The organism is Polyangiaceae bacterium (genome assembly GCA_015075635.1).
GTDB lineage: Bacteria > Myxococcota_A > Polyangia > Polyangiales > Polyangiaceae > JADJKB01.
Genome location: JABTUA010000003.1, coordinates 1,526,082 through 1,547,817, shown reverse-complemented (window position 1 = coordinate 1,547,817; position 21,736 = coordinate 1,526,082). Strand labels below are relative to the sequence as shown.

Annotated in this window: 19 protein-coding genes; 14 read left to right on the top strand and 5 right to left on the bottom strand. The window is 70.4% G+C overall.

Going from position 1 to position 21,736, the window contains the following annotated elements; genetic code table 11:
* The first annotated feature begins 61 nt into the window (after nucleotides 1-61).
* Both HS104_37500 and HS104_37495 read left to right on the top strand, forming a co-directional pair.
* Nucleotides 62-1,111 (top strand): extensin family protein, encoded by a 1,050-nt coding sequence (locus HS104_37500; GenBank protein ID MBE7485654.1) that lies wholly within the window; start codon nucleotides 62-64, stop codon nucleotides 1,109-1,111.
* Between the two features lie 134 nt (nucleotides 1,112-1,245).
* Nucleotides 1,246-1,680 (top strand): CBS domain-containing protein, encoded by a 435-nt coding sequence (locus HS104_37495; protein MBE7485653.1) that lies wholly within the window; start codon nucleotides 1,246-1,248, stop codon nucleotides 1,678-1,680.
* On the opposite strand, the gene mutH is transcribed toward HS104_37495, so the two are convergent.
* The gene (gene mutH / locus HS104_37490) at nucleotides 1,669-2,364 is read right to left on the bottom strand and encodes a DNA mismatch repair endonuclease MutH (protein MBE7485652.1); all 696 of its coding nucleotides are present in this window, start codon (nucleotides 2,362-2,364) and stop codon (nucleotides 1,669-1,671) included. The genes HS104_37495 and mutH overlap by 12 nt on opposite strands.
* 54 nt (nucleotides 2,365-2,418) lie before the next feature.
* Between mutH and HS104_37485 the strand changes: the two genes are divergently transcribed.
* The gene (locus tag HS104_37485; protein ID MBE7485651.1) at nucleotides 2,419-3,942 is read left to right on the top strand and encodes a L,D-transpeptidase; all 1,524 of its coding nucleotides are present in this window, start codon (nucleotides 2,419-2,421) and stop codon (nucleotides 3,940-3,942) included.
* 199 nt (nucleotides 3,943-4,141) lie between these two features.
* On the opposite strand, the gene HS104_37480 is transcribed toward HS104_37485, so the two are convergent.
* The gene (locus HS104_37480) at nucleotides 4,142-4,480 is read right to left on the bottom strand and encodes a lectin (protein ID MBE7485650.1); all 339 of its coding nucleotides are present in this window, start codon (nucleotides 4,478-4,480) and stop codon (nucleotides 4,142-4,144) included.
* Between the two features lie 1,068 nt (nucleotides 4,481-5,548).
* On the opposite strand from HS104_37480, the gene HS104_37475 reads away from it, so the two are divergent.
* Together HS104_37475 and HS104_37470 are read left to right on the top strand one after the other, a co-directional pair.
* Nucleotides 5,549-5,695 carry a hypothetical protein gene (locus tag HS104_37475; protein MBE7485649.1) on the top strand — a complete coding sequence of 49 codons (147 nt, stop codon included), beginning with the start codon at nucleotides 5,549-5,551 and terminating at the stop codon, nucleotides 5,693-5,695.
* 149 nt (nucleotides 5,696-5,844) lie between these two features.
* Complete coding sequence (locus HS104_37470) at nucleotides 5,845-6,177, top strand: hypothetical protein (protein ID MBE7485648.1); 333 nt, start codon at nucleotides 5,845-5,847, stop codon at nucleotides 6,175-6,177.
* 23 nt (nucleotides 6,178-6,200) lie between these two features.
* Here HS104_37470 and HS104_37465 read toward each other — a convergent pair whose 3' ends face one another.
* The gene (locus HS104_37465) at nucleotides 6,201-6,989 is read right to left on the bottom strand and encodes an HD domain-containing protein (GenBank protein ID MBE7485647.1); all 789 of its coding nucleotides are present in this window, start codon (nucleotides 6,987-6,989) and stop codon (nucleotides 6,201-6,203) included.
* 550 nt (nucleotides 6,990-7,539) lie between these two features.
* Nucleotides 7,540-9,534, bottom strand: coding sequence for an NAD(+) synthase (nadE, locus tag HS104_37460; GenBank protein MBE7485646.1), 1,995 nt, complete (start codon nucleotides 9,532-9,534; stop codon nucleotides 7,540-7,542).
* An 83-nt stretch (nucleotides 9,535-9,617) separates the two neighbouring features.
* Here nadE and HS104_37455 point away from each other — a divergent pair, with 83 nt between their 5' ends.
* The 8 genes from HS104_37455 (at nucleotide 9,618) to HS104_37420 (ending at nucleotide 20,165) form a co-directional block, all read left to right on the top strand.
* Entirely contained in the window at nucleotides 9,618-10,442 is an 825-nt protein-coding gene (locus HS104_37455) for a sigma-70 family RNA polymerase sigma factor (protein ID MBE7485645.1), read from the top strand.
* 4 nt (nucleotides 10,443-10,446) lie between these two features.
* Complete coding sequence (locus tag HS104_37450; GenBank protein MBE7485644.1) at nucleotides 10,447-11,007, top strand: hypothetical protein; 561 nt, start codon at nucleotides 10,447-10,449, stop codon at nucleotides 11,005-11,007.
* Nucleotides 11,008-11,038: 31 nt separating this feature from the next.
* Nucleotides 11,039-11,824, top strand: coding sequence for an alpha/beta fold hydrolase (locus HS104_37445; protein MBE7485643.1), 786 nt, complete (start codon nucleotides 11,039-11,041; stop codon nucleotides 11,822-11,824).
* 72 nt (nucleotides 11,825-11,896) lie between these two features.
* Nucleotides 11,897-12,805: an amidohydrolase gene (locus HS104_37440; GenBank protein ID MBE7485642.1), complete on the top strand. Its 909-nt coding sequence runs from the start codon at nucleotides 11,897-11,899 to the stop codon at nucleotides 12,803-12,805.
* A 21-nt stretch (nucleotides 12,806-12,826) separates the two neighbouring features.
* Nucleotides 12,827-15,328 carry a glycoside hydrolase family 31 protein gene (locus HS104_37435; GenBank protein MBE7485641.1) on the top strand — a complete coding sequence of 834 codons (2,502 nt, stop codon included), beginning with the start codon at nucleotides 12,827-12,829 and terminating at the stop codon, nucleotides 15,326-15,328.
* Nucleotides 15,329-15,680: 352 nt separating this feature from the next.
* Entirely contained in the window at nucleotides 15,681-16,820 is a 1,140-nt protein-coding gene (locus tag HS104_37430; GenBank protein MBE7485640.1) for a type IV pilus twitching motility protein PilT, read from the top strand.
* A gap of 259 nt (nucleotides 16,821-17,079) precedes the next feature.
* Nucleotides 17,080-17,709, top strand: a complete 630-nt coding sequence (locus tag HS104_37425; GenBank protein MBE7485639.1) for a TetR family transcriptional regulator — start codon at nucleotides 17,080-17,082, stop codon at nucleotides 17,707-17,709.
* Entirely contained in the window at nucleotides 17,706-20,165 is a 2,460-nt protein-coding gene (locus HS104_37420; protein ID MBE7485638.1) for a penicillin acylase family protein, read from the top strand. The genes HS104_37425 and HS104_37420 overlap by 4 nt, the downstream gene beginning before the upstream one ends.
* A 171-nt stretch (nucleotides 20,166-20,336) precedes the next feature.
* Here HS104_37420 and HS104_37415 read toward each other — a convergent pair whose 3' ends face one another.
* Entirely contained in the window at nucleotides 20,337-21,248 is a 912-nt protein-coding gene (locus HS104_37415; protein ID MBE7485637.1) for an acyl-CoA desaturase, read from the bottom strand.
* A gap of 205 nt (nucleotides 21,249-21,453) precedes the next feature.
* Between HS104_37415 and HS104_37410 the strand changes: the two genes are divergently transcribed.
* Nucleotides 21,454-21,684, top strand: coding sequence for a hypothetical protein (locus HS104_37410; protein MBE7485636.1), 231 nt, complete (start codon nucleotides 21,454-21,456; stop codon nucleotides 21,682-21,684).
* Nucleotides 21,685-21,736: the final 52 nt, after the last annotated feature.

Here is a 21,736-nt window from a genome sequence, read left to right as displayed (position 1 = left end):
CAGCCAGGAAATTTCGACGATTGCTTGGGCGAATCCCGCGGCTCATGGAACACATGGGCGCGTGAAGCGCGCGCTCTGCCTCACCGTGCTGGCCCTCTCTGGGGCGCCCGGCTGCGTGCGCGAGACTCGACCGGAGCACGCGCCGGCGTACGCGCACCCGGTCACGGCCTACGGCTGGGTCGCGCCAGCGATGCCCAGCGGGCCACACTACGCGTCGCTCGCACCGCCACCACCCGCCGCGTTCACCCCGGCCTCGGCTCCCGCGCCTGCCGCCTCTCGCCCCGACGTGCCCACGTTCCAGAGCTCGGAGCTCCCCAGCGGAGATGCCTGCGTCGCCGAGCTCACTCGCCTCGGCGTCGGGTTCAGCCGCCTCGACGAGAAGCGCGGGATCGCGACGCCGGTGGAGGTCGTCGGCAAGATCAACGGCATCCGCTACCAGTCCGGCACCTCGACGTACATGCTGGCGGATTGCCGGCTGGTGCTCGCGCTCCACCGCGTGGCGCCGGTGCTCTCGGATTTGGGCGTGACCACGGTGCGCTTCTCCGGCGCCTACTCGTATCGCATGAGCCGGGTGGGGCGCCTGAGCCTGCACGCCCACGGGCTCGCGCTGGACGTCCACGAGGTCCAGTTCGGCACGAGCTGGCAGTCCGTCGAGCGCGACTTTGCTCGCGGGCTGCCGGACGGCTGCGCCGCCCAGAGCCCGCTCCTGAACCAGCTCGGCTGCCGCCTGCGCGCGACGCACCTGTTCAAGGAGCTGCTCACTCCGGACTACGACGCGGACCACCACAACCACTTCCACCTGGCCATCGCGCCGGTGGACGCGCCGAAGGCCGAGCCTGCCAAGCCTCCGAAGCCGGCCAGGCCCAAGCCGAAGAGCGCGCCCAAGCCGGCGCCCAAGCCAGCACCCGCGCCCGAGCCAGCGCTCGCGCCCGAGCCAGCGCCCGCGCCCGACGACGGCGAGCCCACGGTGGAGCCCTGGCCGGAGGAGGCCCCACCGCCGGCCAAGCCCGAGACGAAACCGGCCAGGGCCAAGGCCAAACCGAAGCACGCGCCGACGCGGCCCGCTGGGCACAGACCGGCGGCCAAGCGCGCACGTCCGGCTGCGTCATAGACGCGCGGTCGCAACTCTTTCGCGAATTCGGCGGACTGGCGCAGGGCGTGCGTTCAGGTCCTGCCGCGCTCTGCAACGATCGCCAAGATCTCACCTGGTACGGCCTGTGCACGGGGCGATTCCCCATGAGCGCCATGCCGACGATCGGGACCGTCATGACGCCGCTGCCGCACTCCATCGACATAGGCGAGGACGTGGTCACCGCCCGGGTGTTGATGGAAGAGCACGGGGTGCACCACCTGCCGGTGACGAGCAGCGGAAAGATCGCAGGAGTCATCACGGTCCGCGACATCCAAGTGGCCGGATCGCTGGCTCCTCCGGAGCGCGACGGGGCGCTGCTCGTGAGGGAGGTCTGCCACATGCCGGCCTACGTGGCCGACGCGGCGGACCCGCTGGACGTCGTGCTCCTCGAGATGGCAGACCGCCAGCTCTCCTCAGCGGTGGTGGTGGATCACCGCGGCCAGCTCGCCGGCATCCTCACGCTCACGGACGTGTGCCGGCTGTATGCGCAGGCTCTGGAGGGGCGATTCCCCCAGAAATCCCGGCCCGTGCACGTGTCACGGGGCTGACGCCGCGGGCAGCACGAAGTGCTCGCTCAAGAGGCGCGCGGTGAAGCTCGCCCGCAAGTAGAACCCCTTGGGCATCGCGGCGAAGACCGCGCCGTCGCGATCGGTGCCTCGGCGCCGGGCGTGGGAATCCGCCGCCTTCGGCCGGATCTGAAGGCTCTGGCCCAGGTGCCCGGTGATGCTCTCGACGTCACCCCGCCCGATCAGCCCAGCGAGCTCCTCCCAATCGAAACGGAGCTCCGCCTCCTCGGCGGGGCTGGGGCTCCAGAGCAGCGGCTCACCGAAGCGACGCAGCGCCGGTGCCAGCGAGCGCTCGCCCTGTACGGGGACCCAGAGCACCCGGCGCAGCTTGCGAAACACGGGTGAGTCCTCCCATTCGAGGCTCGCGACCTCGGTGAGTGGAATGGTGCAGACGAAGGTGGACTCGACGGGGCGACCTCGAGCATCCACCGGCAGGGTCTTGAGCTCGACCCCGAGCCCCGAGAAGTCCGGCAGGGCGCGGGAGCCTGCATCGGCCCCCAGGGCGCGCTCGACCAGGCCCCCGACGAAGCCCTTCGCCCGCCGGAGGTCGGGCGGACAGGCGGCCCCGAGCTCAGCGGCGAGCTCTCCGACCGAACGGCCCGCAAGGGCGCGGGCCCGGGTCAGGAGGTCCGCCTCGGTGCGGGGGACGGGACGCGAAATCACCACGGGCTGCCGCTTGGTTGCGCTGCGCGCGCTTCGACGATATCCCGTGGAACCGCCATGCGCCCGGGTTTGTCGCCGCTCCTCTTCGCCGCCGCGCTCGCCTGCGCCAGCCGCGAACCGGAAGGGCAAGCCCCGGCGAAGCCCGTCGAGCCCCCGCCGGCTCCCGCGAGCGCAGCGCCCGACCCGAGCGCGTCCCCGGCGCCGTCGCCGCCAGCCGTCGCCGACGAGCCGCGGGTCTACGCCAAGACCCGCTTCGTCTGGATCCACCCGGAGCCCAACGGGGTCGGCTGGACCGGGTTCCTCTGGTTCGGCGGCTCCGCGAAGCTCAAGGACCCGGAGCCCAAGGCCGGCTCGGGCTGCACCAAGTGGTACGCCATCGAGCCCCGCGGCTACGTGTGCGCCGACGGCGTGCGCGCAACGCTCGACCCGAACGACCCGGAGCTCCGGGCCATGCGCCCCTATGCCCCGGACGTGTCGAGCCCCTGGCCCCACCGCTACGCCGAATCGCGGGGCGTGTTTCGCTACGCCGAGATCCCGAAGCACGCCGAGCAGCGCCTGCGCGAGTGGGATCTGGCCGACCACTTGTCGCGGGTCGAAGCGGCCAAGCGCGGCGAAGCGCGCCACGAGTCGCTGGTCGGCGTCGATCTGACCCCCGCGACCAGCCCCGCCTTCACGCTGGGCAAGCTGCCGTCCACCGTGCACGAGCCGCGCAAGCGCCTGACGCCGCTCTCCACCGTCGCGTACAGCGCCGAGGTCGCCGGCGAAGATCGCACTTGGCTGCTCAGCGCAGATCTCCTGTGGGTGCCGAAGGATCGCGTCGTCCCTTACAAGCAGGTCACCTTCCGCGGCGTGCAGCTGGGAAGGGACGCGAAGCTGCCGCTAGCGTTCTTCAGGAGCAAGGACCGCGGCAAGTTCAAGGAAGAGGGCGGTCGTTTGGTCGAGACGGCCGAGCGCTTCGAGCGCCTGAGCTTCGTCGAGCTCACGGCCGCCGAGCGCAGCCAAGACGGCGCCGTCTTCCTCGAGACCCGCCAGCCGGGGATCTGGGTGAAGAAGTCCGACGCCGTGGTGCCGACCCCCCAGGAGAAGACGCCCTGGGGCGCGCCGGTGAACGGCGAGGACACGAAGGAAGGCCCGGCCGGGCGCCGGACCTGGATCGAGTCGAGCGTGTGGGAAGGCTGGATGATCGCCTACGAGGGCACGCGCCCGGTCTTCGCGACGCTGATCGCGCCGGGCCGCGGCGGCACGCCGCAGAAGGGCGTCGATCCCATCGACACGGCCGCGACGCCGGTCGGCACCTTCCCCATCACCGGCAAGTTCGCCACCGCCACCATGGTGGCGCCCGGCGAGTTCGTCCACTCCGACGTGCCCTGGGCGCAGAACTTCAGCGGCCCCCACGCGCTGCACGGCGCCTACTGGCACGACGACTGGGGCGACCGCAAGAGCGGTGGCTGCGTGAACGTCTCGCCCATCGACGGCAAATGGCTGTTCGAGTTCACCGAGCCCCCGATCCCGGAGGGCTGGCACGGGGTGCGCTGGCGGCCGAACGTGGAGCCCGCGACCACGTTCGTGGTGCACAACTAGTTCTCACTCCGTTGACGACAGCAACCGCCACGCGACACTTCCACTCTGTCAGAACGGCCGGCGCCGGTCCCGGCCGGTTCTCACACTCCGGTCTCAGCGGCGGATCGCGATCTGATCATGGCAAGACTGCTCACTAGTCCTGGGGCTCGGCTGACCGCCGAGCGGCTCGTACCGGGCAATCGGTTCCGCGGGCGCCGATTCAGTAACAGCAGGTGCCGGTGGACCAGACCGCGGTGCTGCCGGCGTAGATGACCACGTTGCCGTCGTCCTGCACGACCAGGTACGCACCCGAATAGCCGGCGGTGTTGGACGACCAATACGGCGTGCTCCCGGAGTACAGCACGAAGTTGCCGTCCCCCTGCATGACGGCGACGTTGGCGGGCGTGCCCGCGGTGTTCGACGACCAGAGCGCGCCGGGCGGACCGTAGACGACCAGGTTCCCGTCGCCCTGCATCGCCAGGGTCACGTTGCCCTTGCAGTTCGTCAGCGTTTGGCCCGCCCCGAGCGACTGGCCCGCCTGGAGCGTTGCGCTGCACACACAGCTGCTGCCGCTACAGGTCTTGCCGCTGGGGCAGCTGCCGCACGACCCGCCGCAGCCGTCCGAGCCGCACTCCTTGCCGCTGCACTGCGGCGCGCAGACGCAGGTGCCGTTCGAACAGGCCTGGGTCGCCGAGCAACTGCCGCAGGAGCCTCCGCAGCCATCCGACCCACACTGCTTGCCGCTGCACTGGGGTACGCAGGTGCAGGTGCCGCTGGTGCACGTCTGTCCCGACGCGCACGAGCCACACGAGCCGCCGCAGGCATCGGGCCCGCACTTCTTGGTGCCGCACTGCGGATCGCAGAGGCAGGCCCCGCCGCTACACCCCTGCCCGGAGGGACAGGTGCCGCACAGGCCGCCGCAGCCGTCGGACCCGCAGACCTTCCCCGAGCACGACGGCGTGCAGCTCGCGCCGCACACGCCCGTGCTGGTGTTGCAGACCTGGCCGCTGGAACAGGTCCCGCAGCTGCCCCCGCAGCCGTCCGGCCCGCAGGTCTTGCCGCTGCACTTGGGGGCGCAGGTGGAGTTGCACTGGCCGTTGACGCACGCCTGCCCGCTGGGACAGCTGCCGCAGCTTCCGCCGCAGCCGTCGTCGCCACACTGCTTGCCGGTACAGCTCGGCAAACAGACGTCCACGCAAGCGCCCAGCGCGCAGAACTTCGGGCAGGTACCGCAGGAGCTCCCGCAGCCGTTGTCGCCGCACTGCTTGCCCGCGCACGACCCGGCGCAGGTGGGCTGACACACGGTGCCGTCCGCCGCGCAGAACGCGTCGCCCCAGCAGGTGCCGCACAGGTTGCCGCAGCCGTCCGGCCCGCACGCCTTGTCCTTGCAGCTCGGTGTACACGTCGAGCCGCCATCCCCCGCGTCCGACTTGCCGCCGTCCGTGGGCTCTCCCGGCTCGGCCTGCTCCTCGGTGGCCGAGCAGGCGCAGAACAGCGCGAAGAGAACGAATCCGAGCAGCGCCCGCACCACTCCGCAATGATACACCGGGGCCGGCGCCGGCGCCGGAACGTCGATTTCTTGGCCCATCGCGCCGAGTCGAGGCATGCCGGTGAGGCGAGGTGCAGTGTGACCCGACGACCTCCCACCCAGGCCCTCCGCTTCGAAGCCGACGACGAGCCCGGGCTGGTGCTGCCGGTCCCAGACGACGAGGACGAAGACACGTTCGAAGCGGTCGAGCTCGGCCTCGATTGCTTCGAGGTGGACGCGCTCTGACCCTCAGCAGTCGTCGGGGGACTCCCTGCCTGGCTTGGCGTAGACCCGCGCGCAGACCGGGCAGGTGAACACGCCCGGAGCATACCAGGCGGCGGGCTCGACCTCCGAACCCGCAGCGCATCGCGCCCGAGCTCGTCTATTGTACGCGCGTGTCCTCGCGTCGCGCTTCCGTCGTGCTGGCTGGGCTCGCGGTCATCGCGGCCTTGCTTGCCTGCAGCGACCCGGACCCGCGCTGTGCCACGCTGACGGGCCAGATCCCCGGCACTCTCTCGCTGGACGCGTGCTCGGATGGTCACCGGCGCGAGGTCGCGTGCACGCGCGACGGCCCGGGCGGTGACTGGATGTGCGCGTGCATGCGGAACGCAACGCTCGGCCGCACGTTCAACTGGCCGAGCACGGCGCGGACCGTGGACGCGAAGGAGGGGCGCGAGCTCGAGCCGTTGCTCAGCCGCCAGTGCCATTGGTCGCTGCGTCTGCACTGAGCGCGGTCGATGCGCTCCCCGTTCTACCGCCGCCCGTCCGGCAGCGGCTCGTCGAGCTCGCTGGCCAGCGCTCGCAGGAAAGCCCGCAGAAACTCCGCGCGCCGTTCCGCCTCGCGCCTCCCCGCTTCGGTGGTCATGCTGGCCGGCAGTGCGAGGAGCTTGGTGAAGAAGTGGTCGACGGAGTAGCGCTTGTCGTCGAGCGGGCGCGTTTCTGCCCACACGTCTTGGGGGTGGAAGTAGCGCGCTCCCATTCGCGCGCCGGTGGAGATGCAGCGCATGAGGCCCAGCGCTCCGAGCGCTTCCAGGCGATCGGCGTCCTGCAACGCCTGGCCGAGCAGGCTCTTCGGCGTCACGCCGCGGCTGAAGCTGTGGTCGCGAATGGCCTCCGCCACGAGCTCGACCTCCTCGGCCGAGAACCCGTGCCGCGGCAGCGTCTCGCGGGCGACGTCCGCGGAGCGCGTGCTGGCCAACGCGCGCTCCGGTGAGTCCTTGGGCAGGTTGACCACGTCGTGCAGGAGCGCCGCCGCCAACGCCAGGCGCGGCGGAATGGCGCCCTCGCCCAAGCGCAAGGTCCAGCTCGCCACGCGCAAGGCATGCTGCAGGTCGTGCCCGGGATCGTCGCCGAGGGCGGCGCGAGCTTCGGCCAAGAGTCCCGGCAGCTCGCGCTCGGCGAGCGCCTCGGCGCTCACGAGCTCTCCCCGGTCTCCGCCCGCGCGAAGGGGCGCATGCGCCGGCCGTCGAAGCGGTAGTAGCGCGCGCGGCGGTGGCGGACGCCGCTCTCGCGCTCGTCGAGCGGCACCAGCGCCGGCCAGGCGAGGACCTTGCGCTGGAAGTTGCGCTTGTCGAGCCCCTCGCCGACGACGGCGCTGTGGAGCGCCAGGAGCTCCCGCAGCGTGAAGCGTGGAGGCAGGAGCTCCGCGCCGAACGGGTAGCGCTCCGCGCGCGCGCGCACGCGCGCCAACGCCAGCCGCAGCGCCTCGTCGTGATCGAAGGCCAAGTCCTTGGCCTTCCTCACCGGCAGCCACTCCGCGCGTCGCGCGTCGTCCCCCGCGGCCGGTGTGTGCTCCGGCAGGCGCAGGAGCGCCAGGTGCGCGACGCTCACCACCCAGCCGCGCGGATCTCGCCCGGGCTGGCTGAAGGTGTGGAGCTGCTCGACCGCGACGCCCTCGAGCCCGGTCTCCTCCCGGAGCTCGCGCACGGCGGCCTGCTCCGCGCTCTCCGTCGGCTCGACGAAGCCGCCCGGCAGCGCCCAGCGGCCGGCGAACGGCTCGTGTCCGCGCTGGATGAGCAGCACCCGGAGCTCTGCCCCGTCGAAGCCCAGCGCCACGACGTCGGCCGCGAACATCGGCCTGGGGTACTCGCTCACGACCCCTTCCCGACCCGCGCTCTGAGCTCGGCGAGCTCGCGCTCGAAGCCCCCGCTCAGGATCGGGAAGCGGCACCAGGTCTTCGGGTCCAGGCTCTCGTCGTCGACGTGGAAGCTCGGCGCGTAGCGCTCGCGCTTCCACTGGTTGCGGCTGAAGAGGCGGAAGAAGCGCTCGATCCAGGTGACGAGCTGCTCGTCGCCGTAGTCCGGGAACTCGGCCCGCATCAGCTGCCAGACCTCGAGCGGTGAGCGCTTGTCGCGGATCGCCGCGCGCTCGATGGCGTCGAGCAATACGTAGGGCATGAGATCGCCCTCGTCCGTCTGGTGCGATGCCGCCGGGCGGAGCTCGGCCGTGGGCTGTTGCACGTTGACCGCCTCGAGCGCAGGGATGGGCCCGAGCCCAGCAGGGCCTTCCTTCTCGAGCCAGACCAGCCAGCGCCGGAGGTAGGCCTTGTCGATGCCGGCGATGGGGCTGAGGCCGCCCGCCGTGTCGCCGTCCATGGTGGCGTAGCCGACCGCGGCCTCGGAGCGGTTGCTGGTCGAGAGCAAGAGCGCGTTCAGGATGTTGGCCAAGAGCCAGACGCTCGGTGCCCGCACCCGGGCCTGGATGTTCTGGAGCGCGATGTCGTCGCGCTCCCACGAGAGCGGCCGGCTCACCGCGCGTTCGCCCAGCTTCACGTAGCCCTCGACCAGGGCGTCCACGTCGAGCGTGAGGTGCCGCGCGCCGAGCGCGTCGGCCACCGCCTGGGCGGCGTCTCGGGTCACGCTGCCGCTGTTCTTGGTGGGCTGGTAGGCCGTGGTGAGCAGGAGCCCCACCAGCGCGCGCTCGTCCTTGCAGTCTGCCGCGCCCTTCACGTGCGCGAGCTTCTCCGCCACCCGCGGCAGCCCGAGCTCGCGGACCGCGAAGCGCACCGCCATGGCGACCAGACACGCGACCGCGCTCGAGTCCGCGCCGCCGGAGAGCGAGATGACGAAGCCCTGAGAGCGGCTCTTGCGCAGGTAGTCGAACAGCGCCAAGGACACGCTGCGCGCGAACTCCTCCTCCTTGAGCTCCGGGCTCGACTCCCATGCCGCCTCGGACAGACCGACTGGTTCGATGTGGGCCTCCGGGTACTGGTGCGCCACGCTCACGCACTCCCCCGTTTCGGCGTCCACCTGCGGCTGGAAGCTCGACAGCCAACCGTGTCGGCTGCGGGTGAGGTCCACGTCCACCGTTGCGGTGACCAGCGAGAAGTCGGCAAACGAGAAGCGCGGCGACGACGCGAGGAGCTGGCCGCCGGAGCCGATCAGCGCGTCGCCATCGTAGATGGCCCGCCCGGCCTCGTTGCCCACCAGGTTCGAGTAGACGTAGGTGACGCCGAACGCCCGGGAGCCCTCCAGCACCAGCCGGCGCCGCACCTCCTTCTTTCCGAACGCGAAGTGGCTCGCCGAAGGGTTCAAGATCACGTCCACCGCGTCGAGCGACAGCTCCGCTCCCGGTCGGTGGGCGATCCAGGCGTCCTCGCAGATCTCGAAGCCGATCTTGATGCCTCCGCAGTCGAAGTGGATGTCGCCAATGGGGACGCTGGCGCCCGCCACCCCCGTGACTCCGCGCTTGCCGCGCGGCCAGGGCTTGAACCAGCGAGGCTCGTAGTGGATGCCGTCTCCGGCCAGCGCGCGCTTGGCGACGAAGCCGAGCAGGTGCCCGTCGGCGACCAACGCACAGCAGTTGAAGACGGCCTTGTTGTGCCGGATCGGCAGGCCCAGGCTCACCACCAGGCCGCGCGTGTGCGGCATGACCTCCGCCAGCACGTCCTGGCAGGTCGCGAGCACGCTCGGCGACAGGAACATGTCCTCGCACCCGTAGCCCGAGATGCAGAGCTCCGGCAGGCACAGGATGCCGACGCCCGAAGCGCGGGCCGCGTCGACGGCCGAGACGATGTTGCGCCGGTTCCCCTCCCAGTCGAGCGGCGTCTGATTCAGCGTGGCGGCGGCGACTTTGACCAGGCGCATGACGGGCTCGGGCTCGGGTGCCCCATCGTCGCCCTTCCGCGGAGGCTGTCAAGCTGGCACGCTTCCCGCCCATGGCTGCCCAGATGGACGAGCGAGCGCTGCTCGAGGCGGCGCAGCGCGGAGACGACGACGCCCTCACGGAGCTGATCAACCGCTACTCGCCCAGCATCTACCGCTTCGGCATGAAGATGTGCCGCCACGAGCAGGACGCCCAGGAGATCGTGCAAGACACGCTCCTGGCAGCGGCGCGGAACCTGCGGGACTTCCGCGGCCAGAGCTCGCTCTCCACCTGGCTCTACACCATCGCGCGCAGCTACTGCATCAAGCGCCGGCGCCGGAACGTCGGCGAGCCCAGCGTCCACGAGCCGCTCCACGAGCTCCGCGCCGAGGGGGTTCCGGAGCTGGTGGACGCGCGCGCCCCCGACGAGCAGGCGGCCTCGCGCGAGATCGAGGCCGCGCTCGAGCGCGCCATCGACGAGCTCGAGCCGATGTACCGCGAGGTGCTGATCCTGCGCGACGTGGAGGGCCTGACCGCCCCGGAGGTGGGCAAGGTCCTCGAGCTCAGCGTCGAGGCGGTGAAGAGCCGCCTCCACCGCGCCCGCGCCCAGGTGCGCGAGCGCATCTCGCCGCTCTTGGCGCCGGAGCCGCCGGCGCCCCACGCTGGCTGTCCCGACGTGGTCGAGCTCTTGTCTCGCCACCTGGAGGACGACGTGAGCCCGGAGGTGTGCCGGGAGATGGAGCAACACGTCGCCGGTTGTCCGCGCTGCGGCGCCCGGTGCGACTCGCTCAGGCGCGCGCTCTCGCTGTGTCAGGCCTCACCGGCGCCCGAGGTGTCCAAGGAGATCCGCGAGCTGGTCGCGCGGCAGATGCGGGCGGTGCTGAGAGAGCTGGCCCCGGAGCGCGCTTAGATCCGTGGACGGCGCGGGCCCGATCTCTTGGTTCGTCCTCCTGGCCATGGGCCAGGTCGCGCCGCTCGCGCTCGCGCTCGGGGTGCTCGCGCTGTTGAAGCTCGGTCGCGGCGGCTGGGATCTGAAGGACTGGGCGGTGGCCGTCGGCGCGGGCATCGCGGCCGCTGCGCTGATCATCAGCGCCCAGGACCTTCGGGTCCACTACCTCGACACCGTCGGCACCGACGCCACCGGCGTCCTGGCCAGGAAGTGGCTGGTCGAGGGCGACGACAGCACGAGCTTCAAGGTGGCCGTGCAGTTCAAGGGCTTCGAGGACGATTTCGACGTGAACGAGGCCTTCTACGACGCCGCTACCCCGCCGCAGAACGTCCCGCTGCGCATCGACCCGGACTACGCGGCCGAGTTCGCGCCGAAGTTCCGCGTCGAACGCGCGTGGCCGCCGCTGGTGGTGGCGGGCTTGTTCGGTGTCGCGGCCTTGCTCGAGCTGTTCGTCTTGCTGTGGGTCGTGGCGCGGGGCGTCGATCGCTTCCGCGGGCGCCTGCCGCCGCGCGTCGCCGACGATTGACCCCGGCGGGGCGACGTTGAAGCCTCCGGCCATGCCCAGCGTGAGCCTGAACGGCGCAGATCTGCACTACCTGGACACGGGGCGCGGCGAGCGCGTCGTGCTGCTCCTGCACGCATTTCCGCTGCACTCCGGCATGTGGTCGCGGCAGCTCCCGGAGCTCGCCAAGGACCAGCGGGTGATCGCGCCGGACTACCGCGGGCTCGGCAAGAGTCGCGGCGTGACCGACGCGTCCAGCATGGACCTGCTCGCTCGGGACATGCTCGCGCTGCTCGCACACCTGGGCGTGGAACGCGCGGCGGTGGTCGGTTTGTCCATGGGTGGGTACCTGGCCCTCGAGCTCTACCGGCAAGCGCCGGCGCTGTTCCGCGGTCTCGTGCTGGCCGATACGAGGGCGGGTGCAGACACGGAGGAAGGCAAGACAGGTCGCGAGCAGTTCGCGAGAGACGCCCTGGAGCGGGGCCTCTCTTGGGTAGCGGACCAGCTCGTGCCGAAGCTGCTCAAGCCCGTGCCCGATCCCGCAGCGGTGGCAGAGCTGCGCTCGCTGATCGGGGAGGGCACGGTGGAGGGTGTCGCCGCCGCGCAGCGGGGCATGGCGCGCCGGCCGGACTCGTTCCCCACCCTCGCCAGCATCAGTTGCCCCACGCTGGTGCTGGTAGGCGAGGAGGACACGCTGACCCCAACCGCCGAGGCCGACAAGCTCGCCGCTGGCGTGCCGAACGCGAGGCTCGTGACCATCCCGGGCGCCGGCCACATCTCCTGCATCGAGAGCCCGGAGGCCTTCACCCGGGCGCTCACGGCGTTCCTCGGCGCGATCTGACTCGGGTTTCACCTCATGCCCCGCGTTCGCTGCATCTGCTCGTGCCGAGACTGCGAAGGTCGAGCCTGAGCCATGCTCGCGCCTTGCCAGCACGGAGGCTTCCTCTCCGAAACGCTGCCGGCGCTCGGTGACGCCGAAGGCGCGCGCGTGCCGGCGTCGCTGCCGCCGGTGATCGACGCCCACGTGCACCTGTTTCCGGACCGCATGTTCGAGGCCATCTGGCGCTGGTTCGAAGCGCACGCTTGGCCGGTGCGCTATCGGTTGCACGCCCGACAGGTGATCGATTTCCAGCTCTCGCGCGGCGTGGAGCACCTGGTCGCGCTGCATTACGCGCACAAACCCGGCATCGCGCGGGCGATGAACGCCTTCATGGCGGAGCTGTGCGCCGGCGAGCCGCGGCTCACCGGCCTCGCGACGGTGTTCCCGGGCGAGCCCGGCGCCCGGGAGATCGTCGAAGAGGCGTTCGCGCTGGGGCTCCGGGGGGTGAAGCTCCACTGCCACGTGCAGTGCTTCTCCGCGGACGCGCCGGAGCTCGAGGAGGTCTATCGAGCGCTCGAGGCGCGGGACCTGCCCCTAGTGATCCATGCCGGCCGCGAGCCCAAGAGCCCCGCCTACCGCTGTGACCCGCACCGGCTCTGCTCGGCCGATCACACCCGCGCGCTGCTCCGCTCCTACCCGAAGCTGCGCGTGTGCGTGCCGCACCTGGGCGCCGACGAGTTCGAGGCCCACGCGCGCTTGCTCGAAGAGCACGACAACCTCTGGCTGGACACCACCATGTCGCTGGCTGGCTACTTCCCGGTCGCGGATCCCTGGGAGCTGGTCGAGCGCCGGCCGGATCGCGTGCTCTACGGCACCGACTTCCCCAGCCTGCCCTTCGCCTGGGACCGCGAGCTCCGGCGCATCGCGGCGCGCGGGCTGGGTGACGCCCAGCTCGCCGCGATCCTGGGCGGAAACGCCCGCGCGTTCCACCGCATCGCCTGAGTTCGGATAAGCTCGCTCTCGATGCGCGCCCGGCTCCTCTACCCCCTCGTCCCTCTGGCGTTCCTCGGCTGCTCGGACGGAGAAGAGGGCAGCGGCAGCCCTGGTCCCGAGAGCGCGACGCTGATCGCGGGTGAGACTAGCCTGGTCGCGGACGCGAAGCAGGGTGTCCTCGAGCTCCGGCGCGGCGACAGCCTGGTCCTGACGCTGCCCGCGGACGCCTTCGTGCTCGGCAGCGTGGCGGAGGTGACCGACGAGGCGAACTACGACCCGGCGCCGCTGCTCGCCGGCGAGCCCATCGCGAAGGAGCCGGAGGGCCTGGCCTGGAACGCCGGCAAGAGCTTCTCGATCGTGAAGAGCACGGACACCGCCGTCACGCTCCGCGTGAGCCACGACGGCGGCTTCGTCTCGACCGTCGAGCTCGGCGTCGCGGCGGACGATCGCCTCACTGGCAAGCTCACGCCGGCCGACGCCACCCGGCTCGCGTACCTGGGCCTCGCGCCCAAGGTCGGCGCCGACGAGGCGTTCTACGGGCTCGGCGAGTACTTCGACAGCGTCAACCACCGGGGCAAGCTGCGCGCGATGCAGCTCGAGGTCTCGAGCGCCATCGAGAGCAGCAACAACGAGGCGCACGTCCCCATTCCGTTCGTGACCGGCACGCGGGGCTTCGGCTTCTTCGTCGAGAACCCCTACCCTGCGGCGTTCGACGTGGCGAAGGCCGATCCGGAGCGCATCGCCGCGACCTTCGGCACGGGGCTCGCCAGCGAGCAAGGGCTCGACTTCCACCTGTTCGCGGCGGCGCACCCGCTCGACGTGACCCGCCACTATTACGACGTCACGGGCTACCCGCGGCTGCCGGGGCGCTGGGGCCTGGGCCCTCTGGTCTGGCGCGACGAGAACGACGACCAGGCGCAGGTCGAGGCGGATCTCGACGCCATGCGCAGCCTGGATCTCGCGACCAGCGCCGTCTGGATCGACCGCCCTTACGCCACCGGGGTCAACACCTTCGACTTCGACCCGAAGAAATTCCCCGATCCGAAGGCGATGATCGACAAGGCCCACGCCCTGGGCTTCCGCATGTCGCTCTGGCACACCCCCTACCTGGACGAGAAGGATCCGAGCACCGAGAGCCTGCGCGACGAGGCCACGGCCAAGGGCTATTACCCGAAGGAGCGCGGGCTGATGCTCAACAAGTGGGGGCCGCTCATCGACCTGACGAACCCCGACGCCTACGCCTGGTGGCAGGCCCTGATCCAGAAGTACGTGGACATGGGCATCGAGGGCTTCAAGCTCGACTACGGCGAGGACGTGGTGCCGGGCCTGCTCGGGGCGCGAAACGTCTGGAAGTTCGCCGACGGCAGCGACGAGCGCACCATGCACGCGCGCTACACGCTCTTCTATCACTCCGTCTACGCCGAGCTCCTGGAGGACGAGGGCAACTTCCTGCTCTGCCGCCGCGGCACCTACGGCGATCAGGTCAACGTCTCGGTGATCTGGCCGGGCGACCTGGACGCGAGCTTCGCCCGGCACGGCGAGAAGGTCACCGAGAAGGGCGAGACCTACTCCGCCGTCGGCGGCCTGCCGGCTGCCCTGATCGCCGGCCTCTCCCTCGGGCCCTCGGGCTTCCCCTTCTTCGGCTCCGACACCGGCGGCTACCGGCACTCGCCACCGGACAAGGAGCTGTTCACGCGCTGGTTCCAGATCACCGCGCTCTCGCCGGTGATGCAGATCGGCACCAGCACGAACGACGTGGCCTGGGAGCCGACCGCCGAGAACGGCTTCGACCAGGAGATGCTGAGTTGGTACCGGACGTACACTCGGCTCCACCTCCGGCTCTTCCCCTACATCTGGACCTACGCCAAGCGCCTGAAGACGGACGGTCGCCCCATTCAGCGCGCGCTCGGACTCGCCCATCCGGAGCTCGGAGAGCACCCGGACGACACCTTCCTGCTCGGCGACCACCTCCTGGCCGCACCGGTGGTCGAGCGCGGGAAGACCTCGCGCGACGTGCTGCTCCCGGAGGGCGACTGGCTCGACTGGTGGACGGGGAAGCTCCACACCGGCGGCAAGACCGTCAGCGTGAGCGCGCCCCTCGACACGTTGCCGCTGTTCCTCCGGGTGGGCGGCATCGTGCCGATGCTGCGCCCGACCATCGACACGATGAGCCCCACCACCGATCCCTCGGTGGACTCCTACGCCACCACCCCCGGCGTGCTCTGGGCGCGCGTCGCCCCTGGGCCGGCGAGCACGTTCAAGCTCTTCGACGGCGCGGAGCTCGCGCAGAAGGACCTGGGCGCGAGCTTCGAGCTCTCGAAGCAGGACGGCAGCGAGCTGAAATACGGCGTGGTGTTCGAGATCCTCGGCCTAGGTGACGCGCCAAAGAGCGTGACCGAAGGCGGCTCGCCGCTCGCCGACGCGGGCAGCGCCGCCGCGCTCGACGCCGCGCCGAGCGGCTGGGCGTTCGAGGGCGGGACGCTCTGGATCAAGTTGCCGGCCGGGACGAAGACCGCGATAGTCACCCGCTGACATGCAGATCGACGTCTACGTCCGCCACCTCCTGCGCCACGGCGCTCAGGCGCTGGAGCTCCAGAGCGACCAGGTCGCGCGTTTCCTGTTCGAGACCGGCGAGCGCCTGACCACGAACCGGGTCGATCACAAGCAGCTGCTCGCGATGCTCCAGGAGTGCATGAGCACCGACCAGGTGCAGGCGCTCAAGCAGCAAGGCAAGGTCCGCTTCACCCACGACTCGGAGGGCGTGCAGGTGGACGTGGAGATCGAGACGGAGCGCGCGGACAAGTGGCGCATCCGCCTGATCCCCAAGCGCGGCGACGAGGCCGCGCTCGCCGCCGCCCCCCGCCCGCCTCTGCTCGAGCCGCCCATGCCGCGCGTGCCGCAGATCCGCGCGTCCATCGCCCCGCCCCAGGTCCAGGCGACCCCCGGCGAGCCGCGCATCAACCTGCTGCTTCGCGAGATGGTGCGGCTCGGGGCCAGCGACCTGCACCTGACCACCGGCGTCGAGCCCATGGTGCGGCTGAGCGGCGCCATGACCACGCTCGAGCGCCACGGCAAGCTCGGCGCCGAGGAGCTCCGCGCGCTGCTCTACGAGATCCTGCCCGCGCGCAACCGGCCCGAGTTCGAGCAGGACTGGGACTCCGACTTCGCGCACGCCATCCAGGGGGTGGCGCGCTTCCGCGCCAACTACTTCATGGACCAGAACGGCCCCGGCGCCGTCTTCCGCCAGATCCCCTTCGACATCGTCCCGGTCGAGAAGCTCGGCCTGCCGCCCAAGGTCCTCGACCTGTGCTGGCTGACCAAGGGCCTGGTGCTGGTCACCGGCCCCACCGGCAGCGGCAAGAGCACCACGCTCGCCACGCTGGTGGACTACATCAACCAGAACCGCGCCGACCACATCATCACCATCGAAGATCCCATCGAGTTCGTGCACCCGAACAAACGCTGTCTGGTGAACCAGCGCGAGGTCGGGGTGCACACCAAGACCTTCAAGGCCGCCTTGCGCGCGGCGCTGCGCGAGGACCCGGACATCGTGCTGGTGGGCGAGATGCGCGACCTGGAGACGATCTCCATCGCGGTCGAGACTGCGGAGACGGGCCACCTGGTCTTCGGCACGCTGCACACCACCAGCGCCACCAGCACCATCGACCGCATCATCGACCAGTTCCCGCCGGAGCAGCAGGCTCAGATCCGCACCATGCTGAGCGAGTCGCTGCGCGGCGTCATCGCGCAGGTCCTGTGCAAGAAGAAGGGCGGCGGCCGCGTCGCCGCCTACGAGATCCTGATCACCACGCCCGCGGTGTCGAACCTGATCCGCGAGGGCAAGACCTACCAGATCGCCAGCCTGCTCCAGACCGGCCGCGCCCTGGGCATGCAGACCATGAACGACCACCTGCTCCAGCACGTGAAGAACGGGCTCGTGGAGCCGAAGGAGGCCTACATGAAGTCGAACGACAAGCAGTCGTTCAAGGAGCTCCTGGCCAAGGCGGGCGCGAAGCTGGATTGAGGCGCGCTCGCCCGAGCGCCTCCCGCACGATCGCCAGCGCGACGGCTGGCGCATCGGCCCCGCCTCGGGCGACGTGCCACGCCTCATCGACTTCGATGACGCTCGCCGAGGGTACCGCGAAGCACGAGTCCCCGACGACCAGCTGGCGCTCGACCGCGACGTTCGCGCCGCGAAGCAGCCGAGTCAGCACCCGCCCACTCCAGGATTGGCATTAAGTGCCATATTGACACTCGGTGCCAAATGGACTCATCTTCGCCGCATGCCCCGACTACGGACGGAGCCCGCCGCGCTGTCCCTACGCGAGCGCAAGAAGCGCGAGCTCCGGGGTGAGCTCAACACGGTGGCGCTCGCGCGCTTCGAACGGCACGGCTTCGAAGCCACGACGGTGGATGCCATCGCAGCCGAAGCGGGGATATCGCGCCGCACCTTCTTCCGCTACTTCGCCACCAAAGAGGCCGTCGTCTTCGAAGGCTACGCGGAGCGCCTGGCGCGCTTCCGCGAGCTGGCGAGGCCTCTTCCGGAGGACGGCAGCGCGTTCAGGGCGGTGCGGCGGGCCTGTCTCGAGGTGGCCAAGGGCTACGACCGCGAGGCGTCGGCGTTGCTCCGGCAGCAGCGCATCGTTCGGCGCTCGCCGGCGCTCACGGCCTACGAGCTGGACCTCGATCGCGGCTGGCTCGCTGCCATCGAGCAGGTCCTGGCCAAGGACTTGCCGAAGCTCGACGCACGCATCCTTGCCGGCGCGGTCCTCGGCGTGATCCGCGCCGCCCTCGGCGCCTGGTTCGAGGCCAACGGGCGGGTCGAGCTGGTGGGCCTCGGCGAGCGCGCCTTCGCGCTGCTCGAGGCTGGTCCGGCGCGGGCGGGGCGGCGACGAGGAAGGAGTGGGCGATGACCGGTCGACGTATGGTGATGCTGCTCGCGCTCGCGTGTGCGGGCTGCGGAGACGACGAAGAGCTTCGAGCAGGGGGAACAGTGGCTCCCATCGACGACTACGCCCTCGCGGCACCCGTCGAGGTGCGCCTCGACGAGCAACGAGTGCCCCATCTGCTCGCCCAGACCGATCTCGATGCCATCTACGCGCAGGGCTACCAGCAGGCGACCGACGCGCTCTTCATGCTGGAGGTCACGCGCCGGAGCGCGCGCGGGACGTTGGCGGAGGTGCTGGGCGAGTCGGCGCTGCAGGGCGACCGGCAAGCTCGCACCTTCGGCTTCTCGCGACTCGGCGAAGCGTCGCGCAAGCTGATGCGCGAGAAGCACCCGGCGGACCACAACCTGCTCGTGGCCTATGTGGCAGGTATCAACCGCCGCATCGCCGAAGTCGAAGCCGGGGAGCAGCCGGCGCCTGCCGAGCTCGCGAGCTACGCGCTCGAGCTCGAGCCGTGGACACCCGCCGACGCCCTAGCGATCGGCATCCGGATCCAGCTCGGGTTCTCGAGCACGCTCTCCTTCGACCTGCTCTACACGCTGGTGGAACGCCTGGTGAAGAACGCGGCGACGCTGCCAGTTTTCAAGACCTACGGGGACGCTTTCATCATGGGGCCGCCGAAGCAGGCGAAGTGGGTCCTGCCGGGCGCTACCCCCGCGCCCCTGGCGGGCGTCGTTTCGGAGACCCAGGCCCGGCAGCTGTTCGACGCGATGACGCTGCTCTACCTGCGCCACGGAATGGGCGAGGGCAGCAACAGCTGGGCCGTCGCCGGTGCGCACACGGACAACGGGCGCCCGTACCTGGCCAACGACTCGCATGCGGGCTTCACCGATCCGAACCGCATGCACGTCTGCCACGTCTCGGCGGAGCAAGGGACCATCGACGCGGTCGGGTTCTCGTTCCTGGGCCTGCCCGGCGTCCACGTCGGTCACAACTCCTTCGTGGCCTGGGGCGCGACCACCAGCTTCGCAGACGCCACCGACCTCTGGGAGGTGGACGTGGACGGGGAGAGCGTCTCGCTCGGCGGAGCGAGCGTGACGCTCGCGACGCGCTCGGAGGTGATCCGGCTGAGGAACGCGGACGGCAGCATGTCGGAGCTGCCCTTCGACGTGCGGGAGGTTCCCGGACACGGCGTGCTCTTGCCCGCCGAGGTCCTGCCGGTGCCGAAGGCGCTGATCTCGAGCCGCGATCTCCTGCTCGGATGGCCCGGCTTCGAGGGCACCGACGAGCTCGCGATGTTCTTCGGCATGAACCGAGCGAAGAACCTCGACGAGCTCGAGGCGGCCGTCGGCCTCGGTCGCACCGGGATGCAGAACTGGCTCTCGGCCAGCCGCGACGACATTCGCCTCCAGGTCCACGGACTGGTGCCGGATCGCGGCGCCGCGGAGGGTCGTCCGAAGGCGAACCGCATCATGGACGGCGCCGCTCCCGAGAACCTCTGGGGCGGAGCGTTCCTGCCGGCAGAGCGATTGCCTCGGCTCGACGGCGCGCGTTCGTTCATCGTGACCGCCAACAACGACCCATGGGGACACACGGCGGACAACGATCCGTTGAACGACGAGTTCTACTACGGGAGCTTCTTCGCTCCGGGGTTCCGCGCGCGGCGCCTGATGGATGTGCTCGCCGACGAGACGGCGCAGGGCGCGCTCGGTCGCGCGCGCATGCACGAGCTGCAGATGGACGTCGCGAGCACGCTGGCTGCGGACTGGGTGCCGCGCATCGCGGCAGCCGTCGCGGCCATCGGCAAGGATCCGCTGCTCGCGCCCTTCGTCGGCCGCCCCGAGCTCGCCGCCGCCGCGGCCGAGCTCTCCGCGTGGGACGGCCGCATGACGCGGAGCTCCAGTGAAGCCGCGCTGTTTCGCGTACTGCTCGCCTTCGCCAGCAAAGCGACGCTGGAGCCGAGCCTCGCGTTCCTCTTCGACGGCGTCGACGAGGCGCAGCCGGTGACCATCCAGAAGATGGCCCTCTTGGTCCACACGCTCGACCTCCAACCCATCCTCCAGGGCCGGGGCGACCTGATCCTGGTGACCGCGCTCTCCGACGCCCTCGCCGAGACCACCAAGAAGAAGGGCACCGACGCGAGCTTCACCTGGGGCGACCTGCACCGCGCCGTGTTCAAGAAGCCGGACGTCGGCGAGACGCTGATCGCCACCGATGGCGACGACAGCACGCTCAACGTCGCGCAGAGTCGGTGCTGGGACAAGGGCGGAATCGGCGAGCACTGTCGCTCCACCGCGGGCGCAGTGTATCGCGTGGTCTACGGCTTCGACGACGACGGCACTCCTCGAGCCACCTTCGCCGTGCCCGCCGCGAATGCAGGGAAGACCGAGGACTGGGTGGAAGGGGCGTTCCACCCGCTCCGCTTCCGGGCGGAGGAGGTAAAGGCCGCGAGCGTCGAGAGCCGGACGTTGCTCCCGGACTGAGCCCGGCCGCAGCCGCGTGACGCACCCCGAAATCGAGCTCCTTCCGAAGTCAACCTACGGAATGGCAGTCTTCGCGAGCGCGGGGTGGTAGGCGCCTGCCTCCGAGCGGGGGCCTCGCACTCACACTTCGCTCCGGGCCCGTTGGCGCGCGGCCTTCGGCTCGAGGCAGCCCTACGCCGTGGCCGGACGCTCGGAGACGCGCGCTGCCACCGGCACCGGCTCGCTCGCGGGAGCGGCAGGCTTCTCCAGGTTCGACTGCAAGATCTTCTTGGAAGGCGTGCGCAGGTCCCAGACCAGACCGAACCACGACATGACCTTCAGCACGTAGTAGCTGACGTCGATCTCCCACCAGAAGAAGCCCTGGTTGGCCGTGGACTGGTAGTAGTGGTGGTTGTTGTGCCAGCCCTCGCCCAGGGTGATCAGGGCGAGCAAGAGCGAGTTCTTGCTGGTGTCGCTGGTGGCGTAGCGGCGACGACCGAACACGTGCGTCACCGAGTTGATCACGAAGGTGCCGTGGTAGAGCACCGCGGTGGAGAGGAAGAAGCCGCCGAAGAGCGCGCTCCAGCCGCCGAGCAGGTAGCAGGCGAGGCCGAGCGCCACGGGCGGCACCAGGTGGTGCTTGTCGAGCCAGACCAGCTCCGGGTACTTCGCGAAGTCCTTGATGCTCTGGGTGGGCGTCTCTTCGTACTTCTCGCAGACGATCCAGCCCATGTGGCTCCACCAGAAGCCGCGCTTGGGCGAGTGGATGTCCACGGGGGTGTCGGAGTGCTTGTGGTGGTGGCGGTGGTGGCCGGACCACCAGAGCATGCCCTTCTGCGCGGCGGTGCCGCCGCCGAAGGCGAAGATGAACTGCATCACGCGGCCGGTCTTGAAGGCGCGGTGCGCGAAGTAGCGGTGGTAGCCGGCGGTGATGAAGAACATCCGCACCAGGTACAGGGCGACGGCCAGCGTCGCCTCCTTCCAGCCGAAGCCGGTCCAGATGATGCCGAGGGGCATCACGTGCATCAGAATGAAGGGGAGCGACTTGACCCAGCTGATCTGCTCGTCGGGACCGCGGGTGTACCCATCTCCAGCAACTGCCATCCGACCTTGATAGGAAATGCGCCGTCAGGGTGCGGCCACATCTCTGTCATTTCATCCTGACAGTCGGGGGAGGGGTTTTTCCGGCGGATCACCGCTGCCCGGCCGCCCGTCCCGAGAGGGTATCCTCGGCGCATGTTCGCTCTGGCCCGATCCGCGCTGGCCTTGGCCCTGGTCGTCCCCGTCCTCGCCCCGGCTGACCCTGGCGATGCCCTTCGAGTGGGTCACCGACGACGGCGCGCGCTTCGGCTTCGAGATCGACATCGGGCGCGCGTTCGGCGGGCGCGTCACCGGGATCTGCAACGCTGGAACCTGCACCACCGGCGAGGAGAAGGACTTCGATCGGCCCTCGGCGCCGGCCTTCCTCGCGGCCTTCGAGCTGGGCTGGGGGTTCAACCACCCCAAGGCAAAACTGCCGCAATCCCCGACAGTTCCCTGAGCCCAGGGCAGCGGGGCTCGAAAGCCCCGGGGAGCGGTGCTAGGAAACCGCT